The organism is Deinococcus maricopensis DSM 21211, from assembly GCF_000186385.1.
Lineage (GTDB): Bacteria > Deinococcota > Deinococci > Deinococcales > Deinococcaceae > Deinococcus_B > Deinococcus_B maricopensis.
Map to the genome: position 1 here is coordinate 478,563 of NC_014958.1, position 19,656 is coordinate 498,218.

14 protein-coding genes are annotated in these 19,656 nt (G+C 68.4%); 10 read left to right on the plus strand and 4 right to left on the minus strand.

Translation table 11 applies throughout. The features are described 5' to 3' along the window. Positions 1 to 31: 31 nt before the first annotated feature. On the plus strand, positions 32 to 1,162 hold the full coding sequence (locus DEIMA_RS02055; RefSeq protein ID WP_013555573.1) for an FAD-dependent monooxygenase: 1,131 nt from the start codon (positions 32 to 34) through the stop codon (positions 1,160 to 1,162). Positions 1,163 to 1,170: 8 nt separating this feature from the next. Here DEIMA_RS02055 and DEIMA_RS02060 read toward each other — a convergent pair whose 3' ends face one another. Then, positions 1,171 to 2,013: an AfsR/SARP family transcriptional regulator gene (locus DEIMA_RS02060; protein ID WP_013555574.1), complete on the minus strand. Its 843-nt coding sequence runs from the start codon at positions 2,011 to 2,013 to the stop codon at positions 1,171 to 1,173. A gap of 140 nt (positions 2,014 to 2,153) precedes the next feature. Beyond that, the gene (locus DEIMA_RS18815; protein ID WP_013555575.1) at positions 2,154 to 5,255 is read right to left on the minus strand and encodes a GAF domain-containing protein; all 3,102 of its coding nucleotides are present in this window, start codon (positions 5,253 to 5,255) and stop codon (positions 2,154 to 2,156) included. Between the two features lie 1,019 nt (positions 5,256 to 6,274). Here DEIMA_RS18815 and DEIMA_RS16685 point away from each other — a divergent pair. The 6 genes from DEIMA_RS16685 to DEIMA_RS02095 all read left to right on the plus strand — a co-directional run bounded on the left by DEIMA_RS16685 (position 6,275) and on the right by DEIMA_RS02095 (position 13,885). Further along, complete coding sequence (locus DEIMA_RS16685; RefSeq protein ID WP_013555576.1) at positions 6,275 to 6,970, plus strand: hypothetical protein; 696 nt, start codon at positions 6,275 to 6,277, stop codon at positions 6,968 to 6,970. A gap of 17 nt (positions 6,971 to 6,987) precedes the next feature. Beyond that, a complete protein-coding gene (locus DEIMA_RS02075; RefSeq protein ID WP_013555577.1) occupies positions 6,988 to 8,196 on the plus strand; it encodes a toxic anion resistance protein in 1,209 nt (402 codons plus the stop codon). A 185-nt stretch (positions 8,197 to 8,381) separates the two neighbouring features. Next, the gene (locus DEIMA_RS02080) at positions 8,382 to 9,731 is read left to right on the plus strand and encodes a vWA domain-containing protein (protein ID WP_013555578.1); all 1,350 of its coding nucleotides are present in this window, start codon (positions 8,382 to 8,384) and stop codon (positions 9,729 to 9,731) included. Between the two features lie 261 nt (positions 9,732 to 9,992). After that, positions 9,993 to 10,589, plus strand: coding sequence for a TerD family protein (locus DEIMA_RS02085; protein ID WP_013555579.1), 597 nt, complete (start codon positions 9,993 to 9,995; stop codon positions 10,587 to 10,589). A gap of 903 nt (positions 10,590 to 11,492) precedes the next feature. Further along, entirely contained in the window at positions 11,493 to 12,602 is a 1,110-nt protein-coding gene (locus DEIMA_RS02090) for a glycoside hydrolase family 43 protein (protein WP_013555580.1), read from the plus strand. A gap of 98 nt (positions 12,603 to 12,700) precedes the next feature. Next, complete coding sequence (locus tag DEIMA_RS02095; RefSeq protein ID WP_043816379.1) at positions 12,701 to 13,885, plus strand: alpha-hydroxy-acid oxidizing protein; 1,185 nt, start codon at positions 12,701 to 12,703, stop codon at positions 13,883 to 13,885. A gap of 447 nt (positions 13,886 to 14,332) precedes the next feature. Here the strand turns inward: DEIMA_RS02095 and DEIMA_RS02100 are convergent, their stop codons facing one another. Together DEIMA_RS02100 and DEIMA_RS02105 are read right to left on the minus strand one after the other, a co-directional pair. After that, complete coding sequence (locus DEIMA_RS02100; RefSeq protein WP_013555582.1) at positions 14,333 to 14,851, minus strand: DinB family protein; 519 nt, start codon at positions 14,849 to 14,851, stop codon at positions 14,333 to 14,335. A gap of 53 nt (positions 14,852 to 14,904) precedes the next feature. Beyond that, complete coding sequence (locus DEIMA_RS02105; protein WP_013555583.1) at positions 14,905 to 15,663, minus strand: DeoR/GlpR family DNA-binding transcription regulator; 759 nt, start codon at positions 15,661 to 15,663, stop codon at positions 14,905 to 14,907. 371 nt (positions 15,664 to 16,034) lie between these two features. Here DEIMA_RS02105 and DEIMA_RS02115 point away from each other — a divergent pair, with 371 nt between their 5' ends. From DEIMA_RS02115 to DEIMA_RS02125, 3 genes are all read left to right on the plus strand, one after another. Continuing rightward, positions 16,035 to 17,012, plus strand: coding sequence for an ABC transporter substrate-binding protein (locus DEIMA_RS02115; RefSeq protein WP_013555584.1), 978 nt, complete (start codon positions 16,035 to 16,037; stop codon positions 17,010 to 17,012). A 78-nt stretch (positions 17,013 to 17,090) separates the two neighbouring features. After that, positions 17,091 to 18,647, plus strand: a complete 1,557-nt coding sequence (locus DEIMA_RS02120) for a sugar ABC transporter ATP-binding protein (protein WP_013555585.1) — start codon at positions 17,091 to 17,093, stop codon at positions 18,645 to 18,647. Then, positions 18,634 to 19,650, plus strand: a complete 1,017-nt coding sequence (locus DEIMA_RS02125; RefSeq protein ID WP_013555586.1) for an ABC transporter permease — start codon at positions 18,634 to 18,636, stop codon at positions 19,648 to 19,650. The genes DEIMA_RS02120 and DEIMA_RS02125 overlap by 14 nt, the downstream gene beginning before the upstream one ends. Positions 19,651 to 19,656: the final 6 nt, after the last annotated feature.

Sequence of the window (19,656 nt, forward strand, 5' to 3'; positions counted from 1 at the left end):
CCATCCTGCCCTGCCTGACCGGAGGTCGCGCGTGAACGTGCAAATCATCGGCGCAGGCATTGGCGGCCTCGCGTTCGCGCGCGCACTGCACCGCCGCGGCCTGAACGCGCAGGTGTACGAGGCGCAGCCGCACCTGCGCTCCCTGGGTGGCGGCCTGCTGATCCCCCCGAACTCCGCGCGCGTGCTGGAACGCCTCGGCATTCAGGCGGTGCTGGACACGCACGGCGTGCCGCTGCGCGACATGCAGATCCTCGACCACCACGGTCGCCTGCTCTACAAACGCGACCAGGACGCCGTCGCGGCGCAATTCGGGCGTGGACTGTACAGCGTTGCCCGCACGGCCCTGCACCGCGCGCTCGCCGCCAGCCTGCCCGACGGCGCGGTGCAGGTGGGGCACCCGCTCACGCGGCTTGAGCACCACTTCGACGGCGTCTCCGCCTTCTTCAGCACGGGCCGGGAAGTGCAGTCCGACGTGCTGATTGCCGCGGACGGCCGCGACTCCCGCGCGCGGCAGCTGCTGTTCCCCGAAACGCACCTCGCGCCGACCGGACAGGTCGCGTACCGCGGCATGACCCGCCTGGACCCGTTCGATGACTGGCGGGACTCCTTCGTGGAGTTCTGGGGGGTGGGCCGGCGCTTCACGTTCTTCCGCATGGGGGACGGCGTCACGTACTGGCACGCGCCGCTGCACGAGGGCGCGGCCGGGGGGCGCGCCCTGCGCAAGAGTGAAGTGCTGCGCGCGTACCGTGACTTCCCGCTGCAGGTGACCGAACTGATCGCCGCCACGGACGAGGCGCACCTCACGCACGTCAGCCTCGCGGACCTGTCGCCCATGCCGGCGTGGTGGCGGGGCCGCGTGGCCCTGCTCGGCGACGCCGCGCACGCCACCAGCCCGAACCTCGGGCAGGGCGCCGCGCAGGCGCTGGAGGACGCGGACGCGCTGGCGGACCTGCTCGCGCTGGAGGACGACTTCAAAACCGCGTTCCGGCAGTACCAGGCGGCGCGGGAAGGCGCCGCGAACACCGCCGTGGCCGAGTCCCGTCAGCTCGGCGAGATCGGGCAGGCGGGCGGACCGGCACGCTGGCTGCGAAACGTCGGGCTGGCCCTCAGCCCGGACCTGGCACGACGACGCCTCGAAGCGTTCTACGAGCAGCGCCCCTGAGCGCCCCTTCAAAGGAGCTGCAGCAGCTGCGCGTACGTGCCGTGGCACTGCCCGTCCGGCGTGAGCGGGCAGCGGTGCGCGCGCGCCGGCGCCGGCGCGCCGGACGCGCCGCGCACGCAGATGTGCTCGCCGGTCTTCACGCGCTCCGCGAGCGCGCGCGTTTCCGGCATGGGCGTGTCGCCCAGGTCGTCGTGCAGGAACTTCGCGAAGCGCCGGTAGTGTTCGGTGGCGGCGTACTTGTCCTCCACGACCGTGAGGCAGGTCATGAGTTTCTGGTGGTGGTTCTCGCCGATGAACGGGTCCGTTTTCAGGGCGGCTGTGAGGTCCTGCACGGCCAGGTCGCAGTGCAGGTGCTCGCAGTGCAGCAGCGACCGTTCCAGGCGCGCGCGGACGTACGCGGCGCAGTGCTCCTCGCGGGCGGCGTGCGCCCACTCGGCCTGAACGTGCGGCAGGAACGCCCCGCCGTACGCCTCGATGGCGCGGTTCAGGGCGAACGCGCGCGCGTCGCCCTCGGCGCGGTCCGCTTCCTCCAGCGCTTCGTACATGCGGTAGATGTCGCTCGCCCGCAGGACGTCGTCGGCGAGGCGGTAACGGCCGTGCGCCTCCACGATCGTGTCGGTGCCGCCCAGCGCCGTGCGGGCGCGGTGAAGCGCCACGCGGAAGCGGTTGCCGGTGCGCGCGTCCGGGTCGGCGTGCCACAGCGCCTCGATGATCTCCTCACGGTGGCGGCCGTCCGGGCTGGACAGCAGGTAGAACACGAGGTCGCGCGCGCTTTCGGCGCCCCACTTGATGGGCTGGGCGTCATGGAGGACGTCGGCGTGGCCGAGGGCACGAACGGTCAGGGCAGTCATAGGAACCTCAGGAGGGGCAGAGCGCGGGGCGAGCTTCATCACCCGTTCATTCAGGATGTCACGGCGCGCCCCGCTGCACTATCGAAGGGTTTACAAAATGCTTCGGTCGCCGTCCTGACGCCTCCATGCCAGCGGCGCCCTCACCTCGCCCGGGCGCGCTTCTCCATGTGCGGCAGCGTGAAATGAAAGGTGCTGCCCTCGCCGGGCGTGCTCTCGACCCACATCCGCCCGCCCGCCTGCTCCACGATCTTCTTGCACACCGCCAGGCCGATGCCCGTTCCTTCGTACAGCTCCCGGGTGTGCAGCCGCTGGAAGATTTCGAAGATCCGGTCGAGGTACGCCGCCTCAATGCCGATGCCGTTGTCCTGCACCGTGAAATGCCACGCGGCCTCCTCGCGCTCCGCGCGGACGCGCACGCTGGGCGTCACGCCGTCACGGCGGAACTTCAGGGTGTTCCCGATCAGGTTCTGGAACACCTGCGTCAACCGACCCCGCTCGACCGGCACGCGCGGCAGCGGTCCCACATCAAGGCGCGCGCCCGTGTCGGCGATGGTCGCCGCCAGGTTGCTGAGCGCGTCCGCCACCGCTGCGTCTGCGTCCACCTCCCGCCGCTGCCCGTCCGCGGGCGCCGTGGACAGCCGGGAGTACCGCAGCAGGTCATGAATGAGCGTCCGCATCCGCAACGCCCCACTCGTGATGAACCCCAGGTACTTCTCCGCGCGTTCGTCCAGTTGCCCGCTATACCGGTGCGCCAGCAACTCCGCGTAACTGGCGACAGTCCGCAGCGGCTCCTGCAGGTCATGTGACGACACGTACGCGAAGCGCTCCAGCTCCGCGTTGCTGCGCTCCAGCTCCCGCGTGCGCTCCCGCAGCGCCGCCGTGGACGACGCCGCTTCCAGCGCCAGCCCCAGGCTGCGCACCACGGTCTCCAGCAGCGCGCGGTCCGCGTCCGTCCACCCCCGCTGCCCGAACAGCCCAATCGCGAAAATTCCGTGCACGTGACCGCCCACCATCACCGGCAGCGTCGCGACCGCGCCCACCTGCGCCCAGTCAATCTGGAACTGATCCTCGGTGTAATCGTACGCGTCCTGGTAGTGCGCGCGACCCGTCTCGTACGGCACGCGCAACGACTGCGACGCGTACGGCAGGCCCGCCTCCACGATGCGCTGCATGTCCGGGTTGCGCCGGTCCCCCACCTGCGACATCAGGCGCCACACGTCCCCGTCCCGCTCGTAGTACGGCGCGTACCCGTCCGGCAGCAGGGACAGCACGATCTCCTGCGCGCGGCTAATCAGGCTGTACGGCTCGGCCTCCACACTCAGGTCCCGCGTGAGCTCCGCGAACGCCTCCAGCGCCTGCGTGCGGTTCGCGAGGGCCGTGCGCTGCGCCTCCAGCCTCGACGCCACCTCCGCACGCTCCAACGCCAGGTTCAGGCTGCGGCCCGCCGCGCGCACCACCGCCTTGTCCTGCTCCCGCCAGCGCTGCGCGTCCTTCAGCCCCACCGCCAGAATGGCGTGCGTCGCCCCCTGCACCAGCAACGGGTATAACGCCACCGTCCCGTACGCTTCGGTGGCCGCGACCTGCTCACGGTCAGGGTCCCAGCCGTCCACGAACACCGGCGCCCGCGTGCGCGCCGCCGCCTCGAACGCCGGCGCGTCCACCGGAATTCCACTCGTGATGCTCGCGATCACGTCCGGCTCAAGGTCCTCCGTCCACGCGCGCGCATGCCAGAACACCCCCGTCTGCTCGTAGTACGCGGCGCTGCACTCACTGAAGAACGCCCGGAACACCCCCATGGTGTGCTTCGCGAGGCGCTGCACGTCCCATTCCGTCCCGGCCGCCTCCGCGAACTCCACGAACGCCTGCAGCGCCCGCGTCCGCTCCGCGAGTTCCGCCGTGCGTTCCTGCACGAGTGTCTCCAGGCTGCTGTTCAACTCCCGCACGGCCTCTTCCGTCCGCTTGCGTTCCGTGACGTCATCCACCACGACCACCGCTGCGATGGCGTTCCCGTCCGCGTCCCTCACCGGCGCGGACGTCACGTCAATCACGCGGGACGTGCCGTCCGGGCGGACGTAGATCATCTCCTCCCCGCGCGTGGTCTCGCCGTGCATCGCCACGCGCGCCAGCGGCCACTCGTGCGGCTGCACCGGCCGCCCATCCAGATGAAACCCCCGCCACGCGGCGTACTCCTCGACGTTCTGCGAGTAATACACCGGGTGCCCGAAAATCTCCTCCACCCGCGCGTTCCCCTGCGTGATGCGCGCGCTCGGCACCTCCCCCAGCAGTACCCCCACCGGCAGGTGCTCCAGTACCGCCTCAAGCCGCGCCCGCTCAGCCGCGAACGCCCCCTCGCTCGCCTGCCGCGCCTGCAACTCCTCCTGCGCGCGCCGGTACTGGTGTGCGCGGTCGATGGCCTGCGCGCACTGCCCGGCCAGCGCCGTCAGGAACTGCCGTTCCGAATCGTCGAACACCCGCTCGGGCGAACGGTAGATCAACGCCAGAAACCCGAACGTCCGCCCCGACACCGTGAGCGGCAGCACCGCCATGCTGGTCGTCCCCTTCGACCGCACCTGATGGTAATCCCGGAACCGCCTGCTCAACACGTCCGCGTCCGCGAACACGGGCTCGCCGGACCTCGTCACGAACGTCGCGGGAATATCGATGCTCAGCGGCACTGCCCGCAAAAATGCCTCCACCGTCCGCTCGTAGTTGTACGCGCCGAGCAGCTGCAGATGCTCGCCGGCCTCGTCGAGCACGCCGACCGAGGCGCTGTCCGCGTCCGCGGCGGGCAGCGCCTGCTCCAGAATGACGTCCACGACCTGCTGCGGCGTGACCGCCCCGCTCAGCTCACTCGTCACGCGGTACAGCGTCGCCTGACGCGCCTCCGCGCGCTTCTTGACGCTCACGTCCTGATACAGCACGCCCAGGCCACGCCCGAACGTGAACACCGTCCCCTGCACCCAGATGCCCGACTCCGGCGTGGACGCCTCGAACGTCTCCGGCTCGCGCGTCCGCATCACCCGCCGCGTGACCTCATCCAGAGGACTGCCGAGCGCGATGCCGAACACCTCCTGAAAAGGCCGCTCCAGAAGCGCAGCGCGGGGCAGGCCACTTAGGTGCACGGCGGCATCATTGGCGAACAGGAGGTGCCAGTTTTCGTCAATGAGCACGAACGGCTCACGCCAGTGATCGAAGGCGTCCGGGGCGAGCGAGAGAACCGGGAGGGGCTGCTGGGGCTTCATGAATCATCCTGGGGGTGGAAAGGGGCGCGGAGGGAGCGGACGTCAGCGGCCCGCGGCGCAGCGTACGTCATGAGAAGCGGTCTGCCCCGCAACCGCTGGCGGACGCACACCCGGAACGCAGGCGTTCGGGGAATCCGCCAGTCGAAGCGGACCGGACGCCCCTCAGGGTAACGTCCCGGAAGGCTATGCGTGCGCGGCCCGGGGAAGCACGGAGGGGCAATCAGGTCAGGCAGGGGTCCGGACCGGCCAGACTGCCGAATGGGAGGGAGCACGCTCAAAGTTGGCCTGAACGTCAAGAAGTAAACGGTTCGGGCCCGCCGCCCTGCGCCGATGCCGACGGTCCCGAGCGCAGCCGGAGTGCTGCATCAGTCCTGCAGGTCCGGACACGAGGCATACCCATCGGTTGCTCCCATTCAGCAATGCGCGTCATGTCATCGGCCCTCCTGCTGCGGGGAGCCCCTGTCACCACTGGGAGAATAGTGCTGGCAGAGGAGCGCGCCCTGATTCGTGACGCGGCACGCGCTGTCAGATTCAGAAGACGCATCCGGTGGTTTTCCAATGGGCCCGGAGGACTCCCACCCGGGTTGAAGCTTCACCGCGTGACCGGGTCCGCCCCGGCACTGACGCGGAGGCTGCGTGCGGGCGTCTCCGCAGCTCCGGACTTGAGTCGGGGTAAGCCAACCGTCGGCGCGAGTCGTTCGTCCTCGAGATGATCCACGGCACCTCAACCCTGGCTGCGGCATGCCCGCCCCACAGGTTCCAACCGCATGCGCAGAAAGCCCAACACATCCTCATGCCTGAACCAGTGGCGACCTCCGGCCAGTTGCCCTGAAGAACCACGGGGTGCCGTCCAGGGTTGACGAGGTGAGATCAGCGGGCGCTACACCACTTACGTGCTGTTCGGAAGGGCGGATCATTGCACGTCACGCGACGCGCGCAGCCTCCCGGAGGACGCCTGGAGTCATAAACGAGGCGCGGGCCTCTGCCCTGAACGTTTAGACTGCCTGTGGAGACGCCCCATGTACAAACCCATCCTCACCACCGCCGGAACCGCCGTGGCCAGTGCCGCAGCACTGGGCGTCGCCCTGGCCGTTCACTCCACCCTGCTGTGGACCGTGCTGGCCCTGGTGTTCAGCGTGCTGTACGTCCGGCAGACATTCGTGCACGCCCAGGCGCGGCAGGCGCTCGAGCGCGCGCAGCCTCCGGCGCTGTTCGGGGCCACCCAGGCGGGCGATCGCGCCACCCCCGCGCTGGGCGCGGCGAGCCCCCAGCGCAGCGCCGCGCCCGCGCAGCCCGTGCCTGAACAGCTCAGCACCCGAACCGGCGAGATCATCCACCGTCACCGTGATCGGCTGGAGGAAAATATCCTCCAGCGCGTCCACATCATCATGAAGCGCCTGGAAGCGGTGGACAAACTGCTGGCCGGGAACAACCTCACGCCGGAGCAGGCGCATGTCGCCCGCAAGATGGCCACCGAGTACCTGCCCGAAGCGCTCGAAAACTACCTGCGCATTCCCCCCGCGCTCGCCAAAACCAAGCACCTGACGCCGGGTAAGACCGCGTACGACATTCTGGTCGAGCAGCTGTCCACCCTTGGCCGCGCCGCCAAGCAACTGCAGGACGAAGCCACCACCAGTGAAGCGCAGAACCTGCTCGCCAACCACAACTTCCTGCAGGCCAAATTCAAACAGGCCAGCACCGACTTCGACACCTGAACCCCCGGAGGTCCACCATGACGAAACTCGAAGCGCCGGCCCCACTCGAAAAGATTCAGGCTCCTGAGCAGGTTCAACCGGCGCAGAGTGCGCAGATGATCGACCTCGACCCCGAGCGTCAACGTACCCTCGACGGGCAGATTCAGGCGTTCCTGGACGTGGTGCTGCGCGAACACGTGCACAGCGACGCGTTCAAGCAGAAGGTCCAGGCCGTCCACGACCTCGGCAGTGAGGAGATCCGCCGCGCCGCCAGCTCCTCGAACCGCCTGCTCGAGAAGCCGGTGCAGGCCCTGTCGCAGGGGGCGGACAATCCCCAGACCAAAGTCAGCACCACCCTCGTGGACCTGCGCAAGACCGTCGAGGACCTCGACCCGAACCGCGCAGGTGACCTGTTCAAACCCAGGAAGATCCTCGGGTTGTTCCCCGGCGGCAACCGACTGCGCGACTACTTCCTGAAGTACGAAAGCGCGCAGAAGCACCTCAACGCCATCGTCACCAGCCTCTACGACAACAAGGACGAGCTGCTGAAGGACAATGCCGCCATTGAGCAGGAGAAGACCAACCTGTGGGGCATCATGCAGAAGCTCAAGGGGTACATCTACGTCGGTCAGCAACTCGACGGCGCCCTGGCCGCACGTGTGGAGCAGCTGCAGGCGCAGGACCCGGAAAAAGCGCGCGTCGTGCGTGAGGAGATGCTGTTCGCGGCGCGTCAGCGGGTGCAGGACCTGCTGACGCAACTGGCCGTGAGCGTCCAGGGGTACCTGGCGCTCGACCTGGTGCGCAAGAACAACCTCGAGCTGATCAAAGGGGTGGACCGCGCGACCACCACCACCATCAGCGCGCTGCGCACCGCCGTGATGGTTTCGCAGGCGCTGGGTCAGCAGAAACTGGTGCTCGACCAGATCAGCGCCCTGAACGCCAGCACGTCCGCCATCATCGAGAACACCTCGAAGATGCTGCAGCTGCAGACGCAGCGCACGTACCAGCAGGCGGCGGACACCACCGTAGACATCGAAGCGCTCAAGCGCAGCTTCGATAATGTTTACGGCGCCATGGACGCCATCAGCGAGTACAAGCGCACCGCCCTGGATCAGATGCAGCAGAACGTTCAGGTGCTCGCCGGTCAGGTCGACCGGGCGCAGCAGTACCTTGACCGCGTGCGCGGCGAAACCATCACGGAAGTGGCCGGGACCCTCAACGCCCCCCGCAGCGACTTCAACCTCTGACGGCGGGGGCGAGCGGCGCGCCGCGTCCCGGGCCATCAGACCAGCGGAACTGCGACCATACCGGCGTCCATGGGCGCCTGAACGTCCGCCGACCCGTGCAGTAGGGCCACGCGTTCCTCAGGACCGAAGGGTTCACCGTCAGCCCCTCAATCTCGCCGGGTGGGCGCCTTCCGAAAGGACATGCCATGCTCATGCTCGTCAAAGGCCAACGCCAGCCGCTGGGCAGCGCCGAACTTCACCTGACGGCTGGGGTGAGCGGCGCAGACACGGCGCTGATCGCGCTGGACGCGCAGGGCCGCGCCCTCCAGGGCGCGTTCGTGAACGCCGCCGTGCCGCGCGCCCTGGAGGGCGCGCTCACCTGGGCCCCCGGCGACGCCTACACCCTGCGCCTCGGCGCCCTCAGCGCGGAAGTGGACGCGGTGGTGCTGGTCGCCACCGGCGACCTGGCGCGCGCCAGCGTGGAAAGCCTGCTGGCGGTCGGTGCGGAGCAACTGGCCTTCGAGCTCGGCGCCGGGGCGCTCAGTGGGCGTGCCGCGCGGGTGCTGCTGGTATACCGCAGGAGTGGGCTGTGGCGAGTCTACGCGGCTGCGGAGAGCGCGGCGTCACTCGGGGCGCTCGTGCCCGGCGTGGACCTCAGCGTCTCCACCCCCAGGGGCGCCCCCACGCCCGCCACGGTCGCGGCCACCCCGGCGCCACGACCGCCCGCGCCAATCACCCTCGCGAAGGCTGAACGGCAGAAGGTCCTGCTGGCCAAGGCCGAACGGGCCGCGCCGGACGTGGTGCCGCTCATCCAGCTGGCCAAGAGCAGCCTGCACAAGCGCGGGCTGGATGTGGAGACCTTCGAGGTGAAGCTGGTGCTGGACGTGAGCATCAGCATGCGCGGCCTGTTCGCGTCCGGCGCGGTGCAGCGTCTCGCGGAGCGGTCTCTGGCCCTGTCCGCCCGCCTGGACGACAACGGCGAGGTCGAGGTGATCCTGTTCGGGCGTGGCGCACGCGACGGCGGCACCGTCCAGCTCGACAACGTCAACGGCTTCGTGGGCCGCATGCGGTTCGAGTTCGACCCGGTCACCCAGTACGCGCCGGCGATGCAGGCGGTGCGTCAGCAGGCGCGCACCGCCGCCTACCCGACGCTGGTGTTGTTCATCACGGACGGGGACGCGCACGACGCCGACGCCGCCACACGGGAGATGGTGGACGCGAGCCGCGAACCGATCTTCTGGAAATTCATGGCCATCGGCGCGAGCGGCTCCGGCTTCCGGTTCCTGACGCAGCTCGACACCATGAGTGGACGCGCCGTGGACAACGCCAACTTCTTCAGCGTCGCCGATCCTGCCCGTATGGGTGACCAGCAGCTGTTCGAGCTCCTGTCCGAGGAAATTGACGCGTGGCTCGAGGCGGCGCGCGCTGCCGGCATCGTAGGTTCTGCGCCCGGCAGTCCGTTGCCGCCCCGCGCTGGTGTCAGGGGCGCCCCCACGCCCCCTGACAGGGAGACGGCTGAGCGGGCCGTGCCGTGGTGGAAGAAACTGTTCGGCTGACGCGCACGACGACCGGCACTGACCTTCCCCAGGGCCAGCCTGCACCCGGAAAGACCGTTCCGGCCACAGTCCAGCCTCCGGACCACCGCGCCTTGTTCGCCGTGCGACTCATGAATGCCGCTGCCCTGCGTTCATGAGTCGCACGCGGGAACGTTTTCGGTGCTGGCGCGGTATTTATGATCGGGCACGTCTCCCGAAAAGGGCATGATCTGCGCCGTCACTTCATTCACCCCTGAGCATCTTGCGGAAGGAGAATTACCCATGACCCAGATCATCAGCCTCAGCAAAGGTGGCACCATCAGCCTCGGCAAAGAAGACCCCGCTCTGCGGCGGGTACTGGTCGGCCTGGGGTGGGACCCTCGAAGCAGCAGCGGTCATGAATTCGACCTGGACGCCAGCGCGTTCCTGCTGGGCAGCGACGGGCGAATCTTCGACCCCAACCAAGCCCTGAACGCCTTTGTGTTCTACGGCAACCTCAAGCTGGCCAACGGCTCAATTCAGCACACCGGCGACAACCGGGACGGCCAGGGCGACGGTGATGACGAAGCCCTCAAAGTCGATCTCGCACGCCTGGACCCGCGTGTACAGAGAATCGTTTTTGCCGTCACGATTCACGAGGCGCAGGTTCGTCACCAGAACTTCGGGATGATCGGCAGCGCCTTCATCCGCATCGCGAACGAGGAGACCGGCCGAGAAGTCGCCCGCTATGACCTCACTGAGGACGCCAGCACCGTGACCGCCATGATCTTCGGGGAACTCTACCGGTATGGGCAGGACTGGAAATTCCGCGCCGTCGGCCAGGGCTTCCAGGGGGGCCTGAAGCAGATGTGCGACACCTACGGCGTACCCACCGAGTAACCACTGCACATTCCGACCACCACCGACACCACTCAGAGGTTCTTCAGGACCCCGAAGGGACGTGCTCTGGTTGTCGGGTGTTGACGGCCACCAGGTGCTGCCTCTCAAACAGCGCGAGCGAAATCCGCTGAAGCTCTGACGGTTCGCCGTGACCTCATTCACGCTCCGCCGCAGGGCGGAGCGTGAATGATCAAGATGGACGCTCCTGCAAAACTTCAGGAGGGCGGGCGGCGGTGCGCACTCAGCGCACCGCCTTACAGGCGTCGCCACTGAAGCTGACCAGACACGCCGATGACTTGAACCCCAGGATTCCTGCCAGCACCCGGCTCTGGAGAATCGGCTTCCTTCAAGGGCGGTGTTCCAGGTTATCTACACCCTGTTCAAGGGTACGTATCCGCTCAGGCTGGCCCGAATGCCAGGCACGACTGATGAGCCGAACCACCAGGAAAATGCCCCCAAGCAGCAAGGCCCGCAAGAGTAGAAGCACGAGCAGCTCAAGTGGAGTGATGTGGGGCATATCCGCGCTACGACCGTAGGCGCCAATCTGTTCCGATCACCCTCAACCGTAACCCCTGGTGTCCACTGGCTTGCGTGCCCCTATGAATGTTTGATTTTCCCTCGAAAGAACGAAATTTCCGAAAACCATTGCCCCCTATTTGTTTCTGAGTTGGTCTCAATTGAGTCCTGAAGCGAGACTTGACGGCGTGGACCGCGCATGTCATTAATGGCGCGTTCCTTCAAAAACTTCGAGAGGAGACCGCACACCCGGCGTGCGTTCACGCGCCCGCCCCCTTCAGGAGCGCGCTGAACGGCCGCGCCCCACACATCCCATTCCGCTCAGAAGACCAACCCCGTCCGGCATGACGCCGCGCGGCGCCATTCGCCTGCCCCTCGGAGGTCCGCATGCCTGCATCACCCACCCGGCCACCCCTTCTTGCCACCCTCGCTCTGCTGCTCGGTGCCTGCGCACCCACCGGGACGGACACCGTCACGCCCCCCACGACGGCCACGACGCCCGGCCCGCCCGCCTTCCACGCCCAGACGCAACTCTTCAAGCAGGCCGACCCGAGCGTCATCCGCGTTGGCGGCACGTACTACAGCGTGCAGTCCGACGGCAACCAGACCATCCGGGTCCGCGCCGCCAGCAGCGTCGATGGTCTCGCCAGCGCCACCCCCACCACCGTGTACGCGCACCCCACCAGCACGAACGAGGTGTGGGCGCCGGAACTCATTCACGACGGCAGCACCTACTACATCTACTTCACCATGGGCGCCGGCGACAGCCACCGCATGTACGTCATGCAGTCCAGCAGTCCGACCGGCGGGTACTCCGCCCCCGCGAAACTCAACCTCCCGGACGACAAGTGGGCGATTGACGGCACGCTCTTCACCTACAACGCCCAGCGGTACTTCGTGTGGTCCGGGTGGGTGGGCGACCGCAACGGCGAGCAGACGCTGTTCCTGTCCCGCATGAGCAGCCCCACCACCGTCGCGAGCGGCGAAACGCGGCACGTCATCTCCCAACCGCGCGAGTCGTGGGAGCAGGCCGACCCGAACCCGCCCACGCGCGTGAACGAGGGCCCCGAAGCCATCAAGGACCCCAGCGGGCAACTGCACATCGTGTACTCCGCGAACGGCAGCTGGGACAGCAACTACTGCCTCGCGGACCTGCGCCTCCGCGCGGGCGGCGACCCCACGTACGTATGGGACTGGTACAAAAGCAACGGCTGCCTGTTCGGCTCGAAAAGCAACCTGATGATGAGCGGCTGGGACCCCACCCTGTCCGTCAACGGCCCCGGGCATCACAGCTTCGTGCTGCTGGACGGCGACATCAACACCAGCCCTCCCAGCGGGCAGAAATTCCCCCTCATGTACCACGCCGTCAGCAAAAGCCTGCCGTACACCTGGGCGAACCGCTTCTGGTACTCGGGCAGCTTCATGTGGTGGGGGAACATGACCTACACGCGTGGCGGCGCGTCGAACACCGGCTGGAGCCTGAAGTTCTTCGAGTGATCCCTGTCGGGGCCGTTCCGGGCATCCCGCAGCCCCAACGGCCCGAGTCTTCCGTGCCTTCCGCCAGAATCCACATGCGTGTCCGGCACAATTACGGCATGACCCGCACTCCACCGGAAGGCCGCCCATCCATCGGGCTCACCCGACAGACGCAGGTGTACCTCGCGGGCCTGCAGCAGCAGCGCCCCCACCTGCCCGTCGACCCGGAACGCCTCGAACGCGCCGCGCACGCCGCCATGACCGCCGAAGCGAGCGGCTACCTGGACGGCATGCCCCAGGCGATGCAGGCCAACCTGGACGCCTTCCGCCGCTGGCGCATCGTGCCCCGCATGCTCCGCAACGTCGAGGAGCGCGACCTCGGCATCACCCTGTTCGGCCATCATTACCCCGCGCCCATGCTCCTCGCGCCCATCGGCGTGCAGTCCATCGTCCACCCTGACGGCGAACTCGGCGTTGCGCGCGCCGCTGCCAGCGCCGGCCTGCCCCTGATCTTCAGCACGGCGTCCAGCGCACCCCTCGAGCACCTCGCCGCCGCGATGGGCGACGCGCCCCGCTGGTTCCAGTTGTACTGGAGCAAATCCGAGGGGTTCAACGCCAGCATCATCCGCCGCGCCGAAGCGGCCGGCTGCCACGCCCTCGTGGTCACGCTTGACACCTTCCTGCTCGCCTGGCGGCCCCGCGACATCGAGAACGCCTACCTCCCGTTCATACAGGGGGTCGGCATCGCCAACTACCTCACGGACCCCGCCTTCAACGCCGAACTCGCCGCGCCCGCCCGTGACCACCCGCAGGGCGCCATCGAGCACTTCCTGCGCGTTTTCACGAACCCCGCCCTCAACTGGGACGACCTGCGGTGGCTGCGCGCGCAGACGAAACTCCCGATCCTGCTCAAAGGCATCCTGCACCCCGACGACGCCCGGCGCGCGCTGGACTTCGGCATGGACGGCCTGGTCGTCTCGAATCACGGTGGTCGCCAGGTCGAAGGGGCCGTCGCGTCCCTGGACGCGCTGCCGGCCGTAGTGGACGCCGTCGAGGGCCGCGTGCCGGTGTTGCTCGACAGCGGCGTGCGCCGCGCGTCCGACGTCATCAAAGCGCGCGCGCTGGGGGCGCAGGCGACCCTTCTGGGGCGGCCGTACCTGTGGGGCCTGGCGCTTGCCGGGGAAGCGGGCGTGCGGGAAGTCCTGGCGAACATGCTCGCCGACCTGGACCTCACGCTCGCGCTGAGCGGTCACCGGACGTTCGACGAACTCACGCGCGCCACCGTCGTCCGCGAGCCCGCCTAACGGTCCAGGCCGTCCCGGGCGCCTTCGCGCCTTTGCCTGGCCATGAGGGCAAACGGCCCCGCACCGTGCGGGGCCGGCTTTCTGATGACCCCTCCGCTCCGGAGAGGCGCGGCGAGTTTACCAGAGGCCCCCCGCCCGACTCCTTCAATATGGGGCATTCAAGCGTGGCGCGGACGCCGAACCGCAGAGGGACCGCGCTTCACCGCGCAGGCCAGGGCTCAGCCGCGTGCCTCAGGGCAGAACGGTGCGGGTGCAGCGCCGTCCGGTGAAGGTTGGCTGGCCTGAACGCCGCGCCGGGCGTCGATCCGCGCCTCTTCGCCACTTCCGAACAGCCCCTGCATCCGCGCATCCGCACCGTAGCCGAGGCTCGCCAGGGGGCGGCCTGATGCCCCTCGGGACCTGAGGTGCATCAGGTGGGGAGGGCAGACCCGAAGGGTCCGCCTCCCCTCACTGCGCTGCGAGGAACACGAGGTCCAGGGCGGGCGGTTGGTGCCCGAGCAGGCGCAGCATCGTGACGATCTGGGCGCTGTGCCGCACCTCGTGCTGCATGACGTGCCACAGCACCTCGTCGGGGGAGATGGTTTCCGGGCGGCTTTCGTCCACGGGGACGCGTCGGTCCGCCTGCGCGGCGGTCATCAGGGCGGGCCAGCGCTGGAGCGTGTCGGTTTCGACGGCCTCCCAGTACCCGAGGAGGTCGCCGAGGGGTTCGTGCTCGTGGTGCCAGTACGCGTCGGCGGAGTGCGGCGTCCGGCCGAGGGTGTCCTGCACCATCGGCTGGCCGAGCAGGTCCGCGCGGAACCAGCCGTCCTCGACGGCGGGGATGTGCGCGACGAGGTCCTTGATGCAGCGTGGGCCGTCGCCCGGCAGGAGGGGCCTGGAGAGGTCCTCGTCGGGCACCTGGCGCAGGGTGTCCCAGAGGCGGCGGCGGGTGTGCATCAGGTAACGGTAGAACCCTTCGGCGTCCATGGCCCGAGCATAAACGCCAAACCCGTCAGTTCCGGTCGTGAATGCGTGTGCGCTCAGACGCTCATGATGTTCAGGCCGGTGTGGCGGAGGGCCTGGAGGTGCGCGGCGTTCGCGCGGGTGTCGGTGATCAGGGTGTGCACGTCGCGCAGCGGGGCGATGGCGGCCGCGGCCACCTGCCCGATTTTGCTGTGGTCCGCGACGACGTACGTGGCGCGCGCGTACGCAACCATCTGCGTTTTGATCTCCGCTTCCTCATGGTTGCTGTTCGTGACGCCCTGAACGGCGTCCACGCCGTTGCAGCCGAGGAAGAACTTGTCGGGTCGGAAGCGGGACAGCAGTTCCAGGCCGTAGGGGCTGACGAGGGAGTGCTGCAGGCGCCGGAGCGTGCCGCCCGTGACGACCACGCGGACGTTCGGGAGGCGTTCAAGTTCCAGGGCGATGTTCAGGCCGTTCGTGACGATAGTGACGCCGCTGAGCGTGAGGGGGAGGTGCCGGGCGATTTCGGTGGTGGTGCTGCCGACGTCGAGGAAGATGGTGTCGTTGTTGCTGATGAGGCCGGCGGCGGCCTGACCGATGCGGCGTTTGGCGGTGGCGTGGTGCTTGCTGGATTCTTCCAGGGGCGTTTCGTTGCCGGGCAGGAGGGGGCGGGTGGCGCCGCCGCGGACGCGGCGCAGGAGGCCCTGCTCGTCGAGGTCAGCGAGGTCCGCGCGGATGGTGACTTCGGACGCGCCCAGCAACGTGGCGAGCTCGGAAACGCTGACGCGCTCCCGCTTCTGCAGCTGCGAAAGAATCTCGATGTGGCGTTGGCGCATGTCCACGCATCTTCTGGGCGTGTCCGGCGTTTGTCAATGTGTGCCCGGGTGGGAGCGGGGGCGCACGGGGGACCGCGTCTGGATTCGGTGCAAGGAACGTAAGTCGCGTGCGTCGCGAAAACGAGAAAAATCCCCTGGTTACGTGTTCCTGGGGTTTTGGGGCGTCAACCGAGCGTAACTTCCGAAGAAAAGTTTTTGCAGGGCGCTTGACAGCCCGGGAAATATGGGTCTTAAGTAAAGCAAGCTCAGCACTTCAAGAACGGGCACGTCCCCTGCGCAGCGCCACCCCGGCGCCGGCACCGGTCGTTGCTGCACCCTCCCACGCCCGAGCCACGCTGTCGTCTCCACCCGGGGACAGAAGGACGGAGATCATGAACCACCGCCGCGCCCTCACGTTTGCTCTCGCCGCGCTCACCGGAACGGGCCTCACCGTGATCGCTGTCGCGCAGGGCCTCCCGAAACTCGCCAAGAAATCCACCTACAAAGTCGGGTTCGCGCAGACGGAAAGCAACAACCCCTGGCGTCTCGCGCAGACCAAAAGCATGCAGGACGAAGCGCGGCGCCTCGGCTACCAGCTGGTGTACACCGACGCCGGCGGCTCCGCCGCCAAGCAGGTCAGCGACGTGGACAGCATGATCGCGCAGCGCGTCGACGCCATCTTCCTCGCCCCCCGCGAGGAAAAACCCCTCGCCGCGGCCGTCAAGAAGGCGCGCGCCGCCGGCATCCCCGTGATCCTCCTCGACCGCACCGTCGACGCGAAACTCGCGAAGGCCGGCACCGACTACGTGACGTTCATCGGCTCGGACTTCATTCAGGAAGGCCGCCGCGTCGGCGAGTGGCTCAAAAAGACCACCAAGGGCAAAGCGACCATCATCCAGCTGCTCGGCACGACCGGCTCCTCCCCCGCGAACGACCGCCGCAAAGGCTTCGAGGACGCCATCCGCGGCCAGAGCGGCATGAAGATCGTCGCGTCCCAGGACGGCGACTTTTCCCGCGACAAGGGCCGCCAGGTCATGGAAACGCTCTTGCAGGCCCACCCGGACGTGAACGTCGTGTACGCCCACAACGACGAAATGGCCATCGGCGCCATCGCCGCGCTGGAGGCCGCGGGCAAGAAACCCGGCAAGGACGTCATGGTGCTCTCCATCGACGGTGGCCGCGAAGCCGTGAAGCTCGTCGCGGACGGCAAGATCAACTACATCGTCGAATGCAACCCGAAATTCGGCCCGAAAGCCTTCGAGACCCTCAAGAACTACGCCGCCGGCAAGCAGATCCCCGCGAAGATCATCAACCCGGACCGCGAATTCACCCGCGAGAACGCCAGCCGCCTGCTCAGCAGCGCCTTCTGACCTGAGCACCGCACCTCGACCGGGCCCGCCAGTTCCCTCCCCTGGCCGGCCCGCCTCGCCTTGAAGGGGACTCCCGCCGTGACGCACACCACCACCCCCGCGCCGCTCCTCAGCATCGAGGACGTCCACAAGGCCTTTTCCGGCGTACCCGCCCTGCAGGGCGCCACCCTACACGTGCGCGCCGGCGAGATCCACGCCCTCATCGGCCAGAACGGCGCAGGCAAATCCACCCTCATCAAGGTCCTCACCGGCGCGTACCGCCGCGACCGGGGCCGCATTCACTTCGCCGGCCGCGACGTGGACTTCGGCTCGCCGCAGGCTGCGCAGCTGGGCGGCATCAGCACCATCTACCAGGAAGTGAACCTCGTCCCGTACCTCTCCCTCACCGAGAACATCTTCCTGGGCCGCGAAATCCGCCGCGGCCCGTTCCTGCAGTGGCGGCGCATGCACGACGAGGCGCGCGCCCTGCTGCGCCGCTTCGACCTGAACGTGGACGTCCAACGACCCCTGATGGAGTTCAGCGTCGCCGTGCAGCAGATGGTGGCCATCGCGCGCGCCGTGTCCACCCGCAGCCGCCTCGTCATCATGGACGAACCCACCTCCTCCCTCGACGACCGGGAGGTCGACACGCTGTTCGGCGTGATCCGACAGCTCAAGGCCGACGGTGTGTCCGTGATCTTCGTGTCGCACCGCCTCGACGAGCTGTACGCCGTGTGCGACCGCGTGACCATCATGCGCGACGGCCGCACCGTGGACGCGCGCGCCATGACCGACATCCGCAAACTCGAACTGGTCGCCACCATGCTCGGCAAGGACCCCAGCGAACTGCGCCGCGACGGCGAAACGGCGTTCGCCCGCGCCGACCGCACGCCCGGCCGGGAACTGCTCGCCGTGCAGGACGCCCGCAGCGGCGCCGCCCTGCACGCCGCGACCCTGAGCGTCCACGCCGGCGAGATCGTGGGCCTCGCCGGGCTGCTCGGCTCCGGCCGCACCGAAACGGCCCGCGTGATCTTCGGCGCGGACCCCCTCACCGGCGGGCAGGTGCGCGCCGCCGGGCGGGACGCGCACTTCCGCGCGCCCACCGACGCCATCCACGCCGGGTTCGGGTTCTGCTCCGAGGACCGCAAAACCGAAGGGATCATCCCGGACCTGTCGGTGCGGGAGAACCTCACGCTCGCGCTCCTCCCGCACCTCAAACGCGCCGGCATCATCGACACGCGCCGCCAGACGCAGATCGTCGAGCACTTCATCGCGCGGCTCGGCATCAAGTGCGCCAGCCCGGAGCAGCGCATCCGCGAACTGTCCGGCGGCAACCAGCAGAAGGTCCTGCTCGCCCGCTGGCTGTGCATGAACCCGCACCTCCTGATTCTCGATGAACCCACGCGCGGCATCGACGTCGGCGCGAAAGGTGAGATTCAGGCGCTGCTCAGCGAACTCGCTGCGGGCGGCCTGGGCGTCCTGATGATCAGCAGCGAACTCGAGGAACTCACCGAAGGCTGCGACCGCGTCGTCGTCATGCGCGACGGCCGCAGCGTCACCGAGCTCCCCCAAGCGCAGCTCACGCAGGACCACCTCATGAACGCCATGGCGCACGGCGCGCCCACCCCGGAGGCCCAGCACCATGAACGTATCTGAGCGCGCTCCCACCGACGCGCCCCCCGCCCGCGCGCCCCGCTCACCCCGAACGGACCTGCTGAGCGTGCTGCGGCCCATCCTCGGGCCCCTCATCGCCCTGGCGGCCCTGCTGCTCTTCAACGCGCTGTTCACCCCGAACTTCCTGACCGTCCAGACCCTCAACGTCAACCTCACGCAGGTCGCCACCATCGTCATCGTCGGCGTCGGCATGACCCTCGTGATCGCCACGGGCGGCATCGACCTGTCCGTCGGCGCGCTCATGGCCATCAGCGGCGCCCTCGCGCCCCTGCTGTTCCTGCACCCGCCGCTCGGGAACGCGGCGCTCGGCGTGGCCCTCGCCTTCACCGTGCCGGTCCTGACCGCCGGGGCGTTCGGGCTGTTCAACGGCGCGCTCATCACCCGCTTCGGCATTCAGCCGTTCATTGCCACGCTCGTGCTGTTCATCGCCGGGCGCGGCATCGCACAGGTCCTCACGAACGGTCAGCTGCAGACCTTCACGAACCCCGCCTTCCAGTACGTCGGCCTGGGCCGCCCGCTCGGCGTGCCGTTCCAGGTGATCCTGATGCTCCTGATCGTCGCGCTGTTCGCGTGGGTGCTCGCCCGCACCGTCTTCGGCCGGCACGTCCTCGCCGTCGGCGGAAACGAACGTGCCGCGCGCCTCGCGGGCGTGCCCGTCGCGCGCGTCAAGCTCGCCGTGTACGGCCTGCTCGGCCTGCTGTCCGGCCTCGCGGGCCTGATCGTCATCGCCATCAACTCCTCCAGCGACGCCAACCAGGTCGGCCTGAACATGGAACTCGACGCGATCGCCGCCGTCGCCGTGGGCGGCACCGCCCTCACCGGCGGGCGCGCCACGATTATCGGCACGCTGCTCGGCGCGCTCGTCATCCAGCTCATCCGCTACACGCTGCTCGCGCGCGGCATCCCGGACGCCGCCGCGCTCGTCGTGAAGGCGGTCATCATCCTGTTCGCGGTGTACATTCAGCGCGCCCGCCGCGCCGCCTAAGCCGGA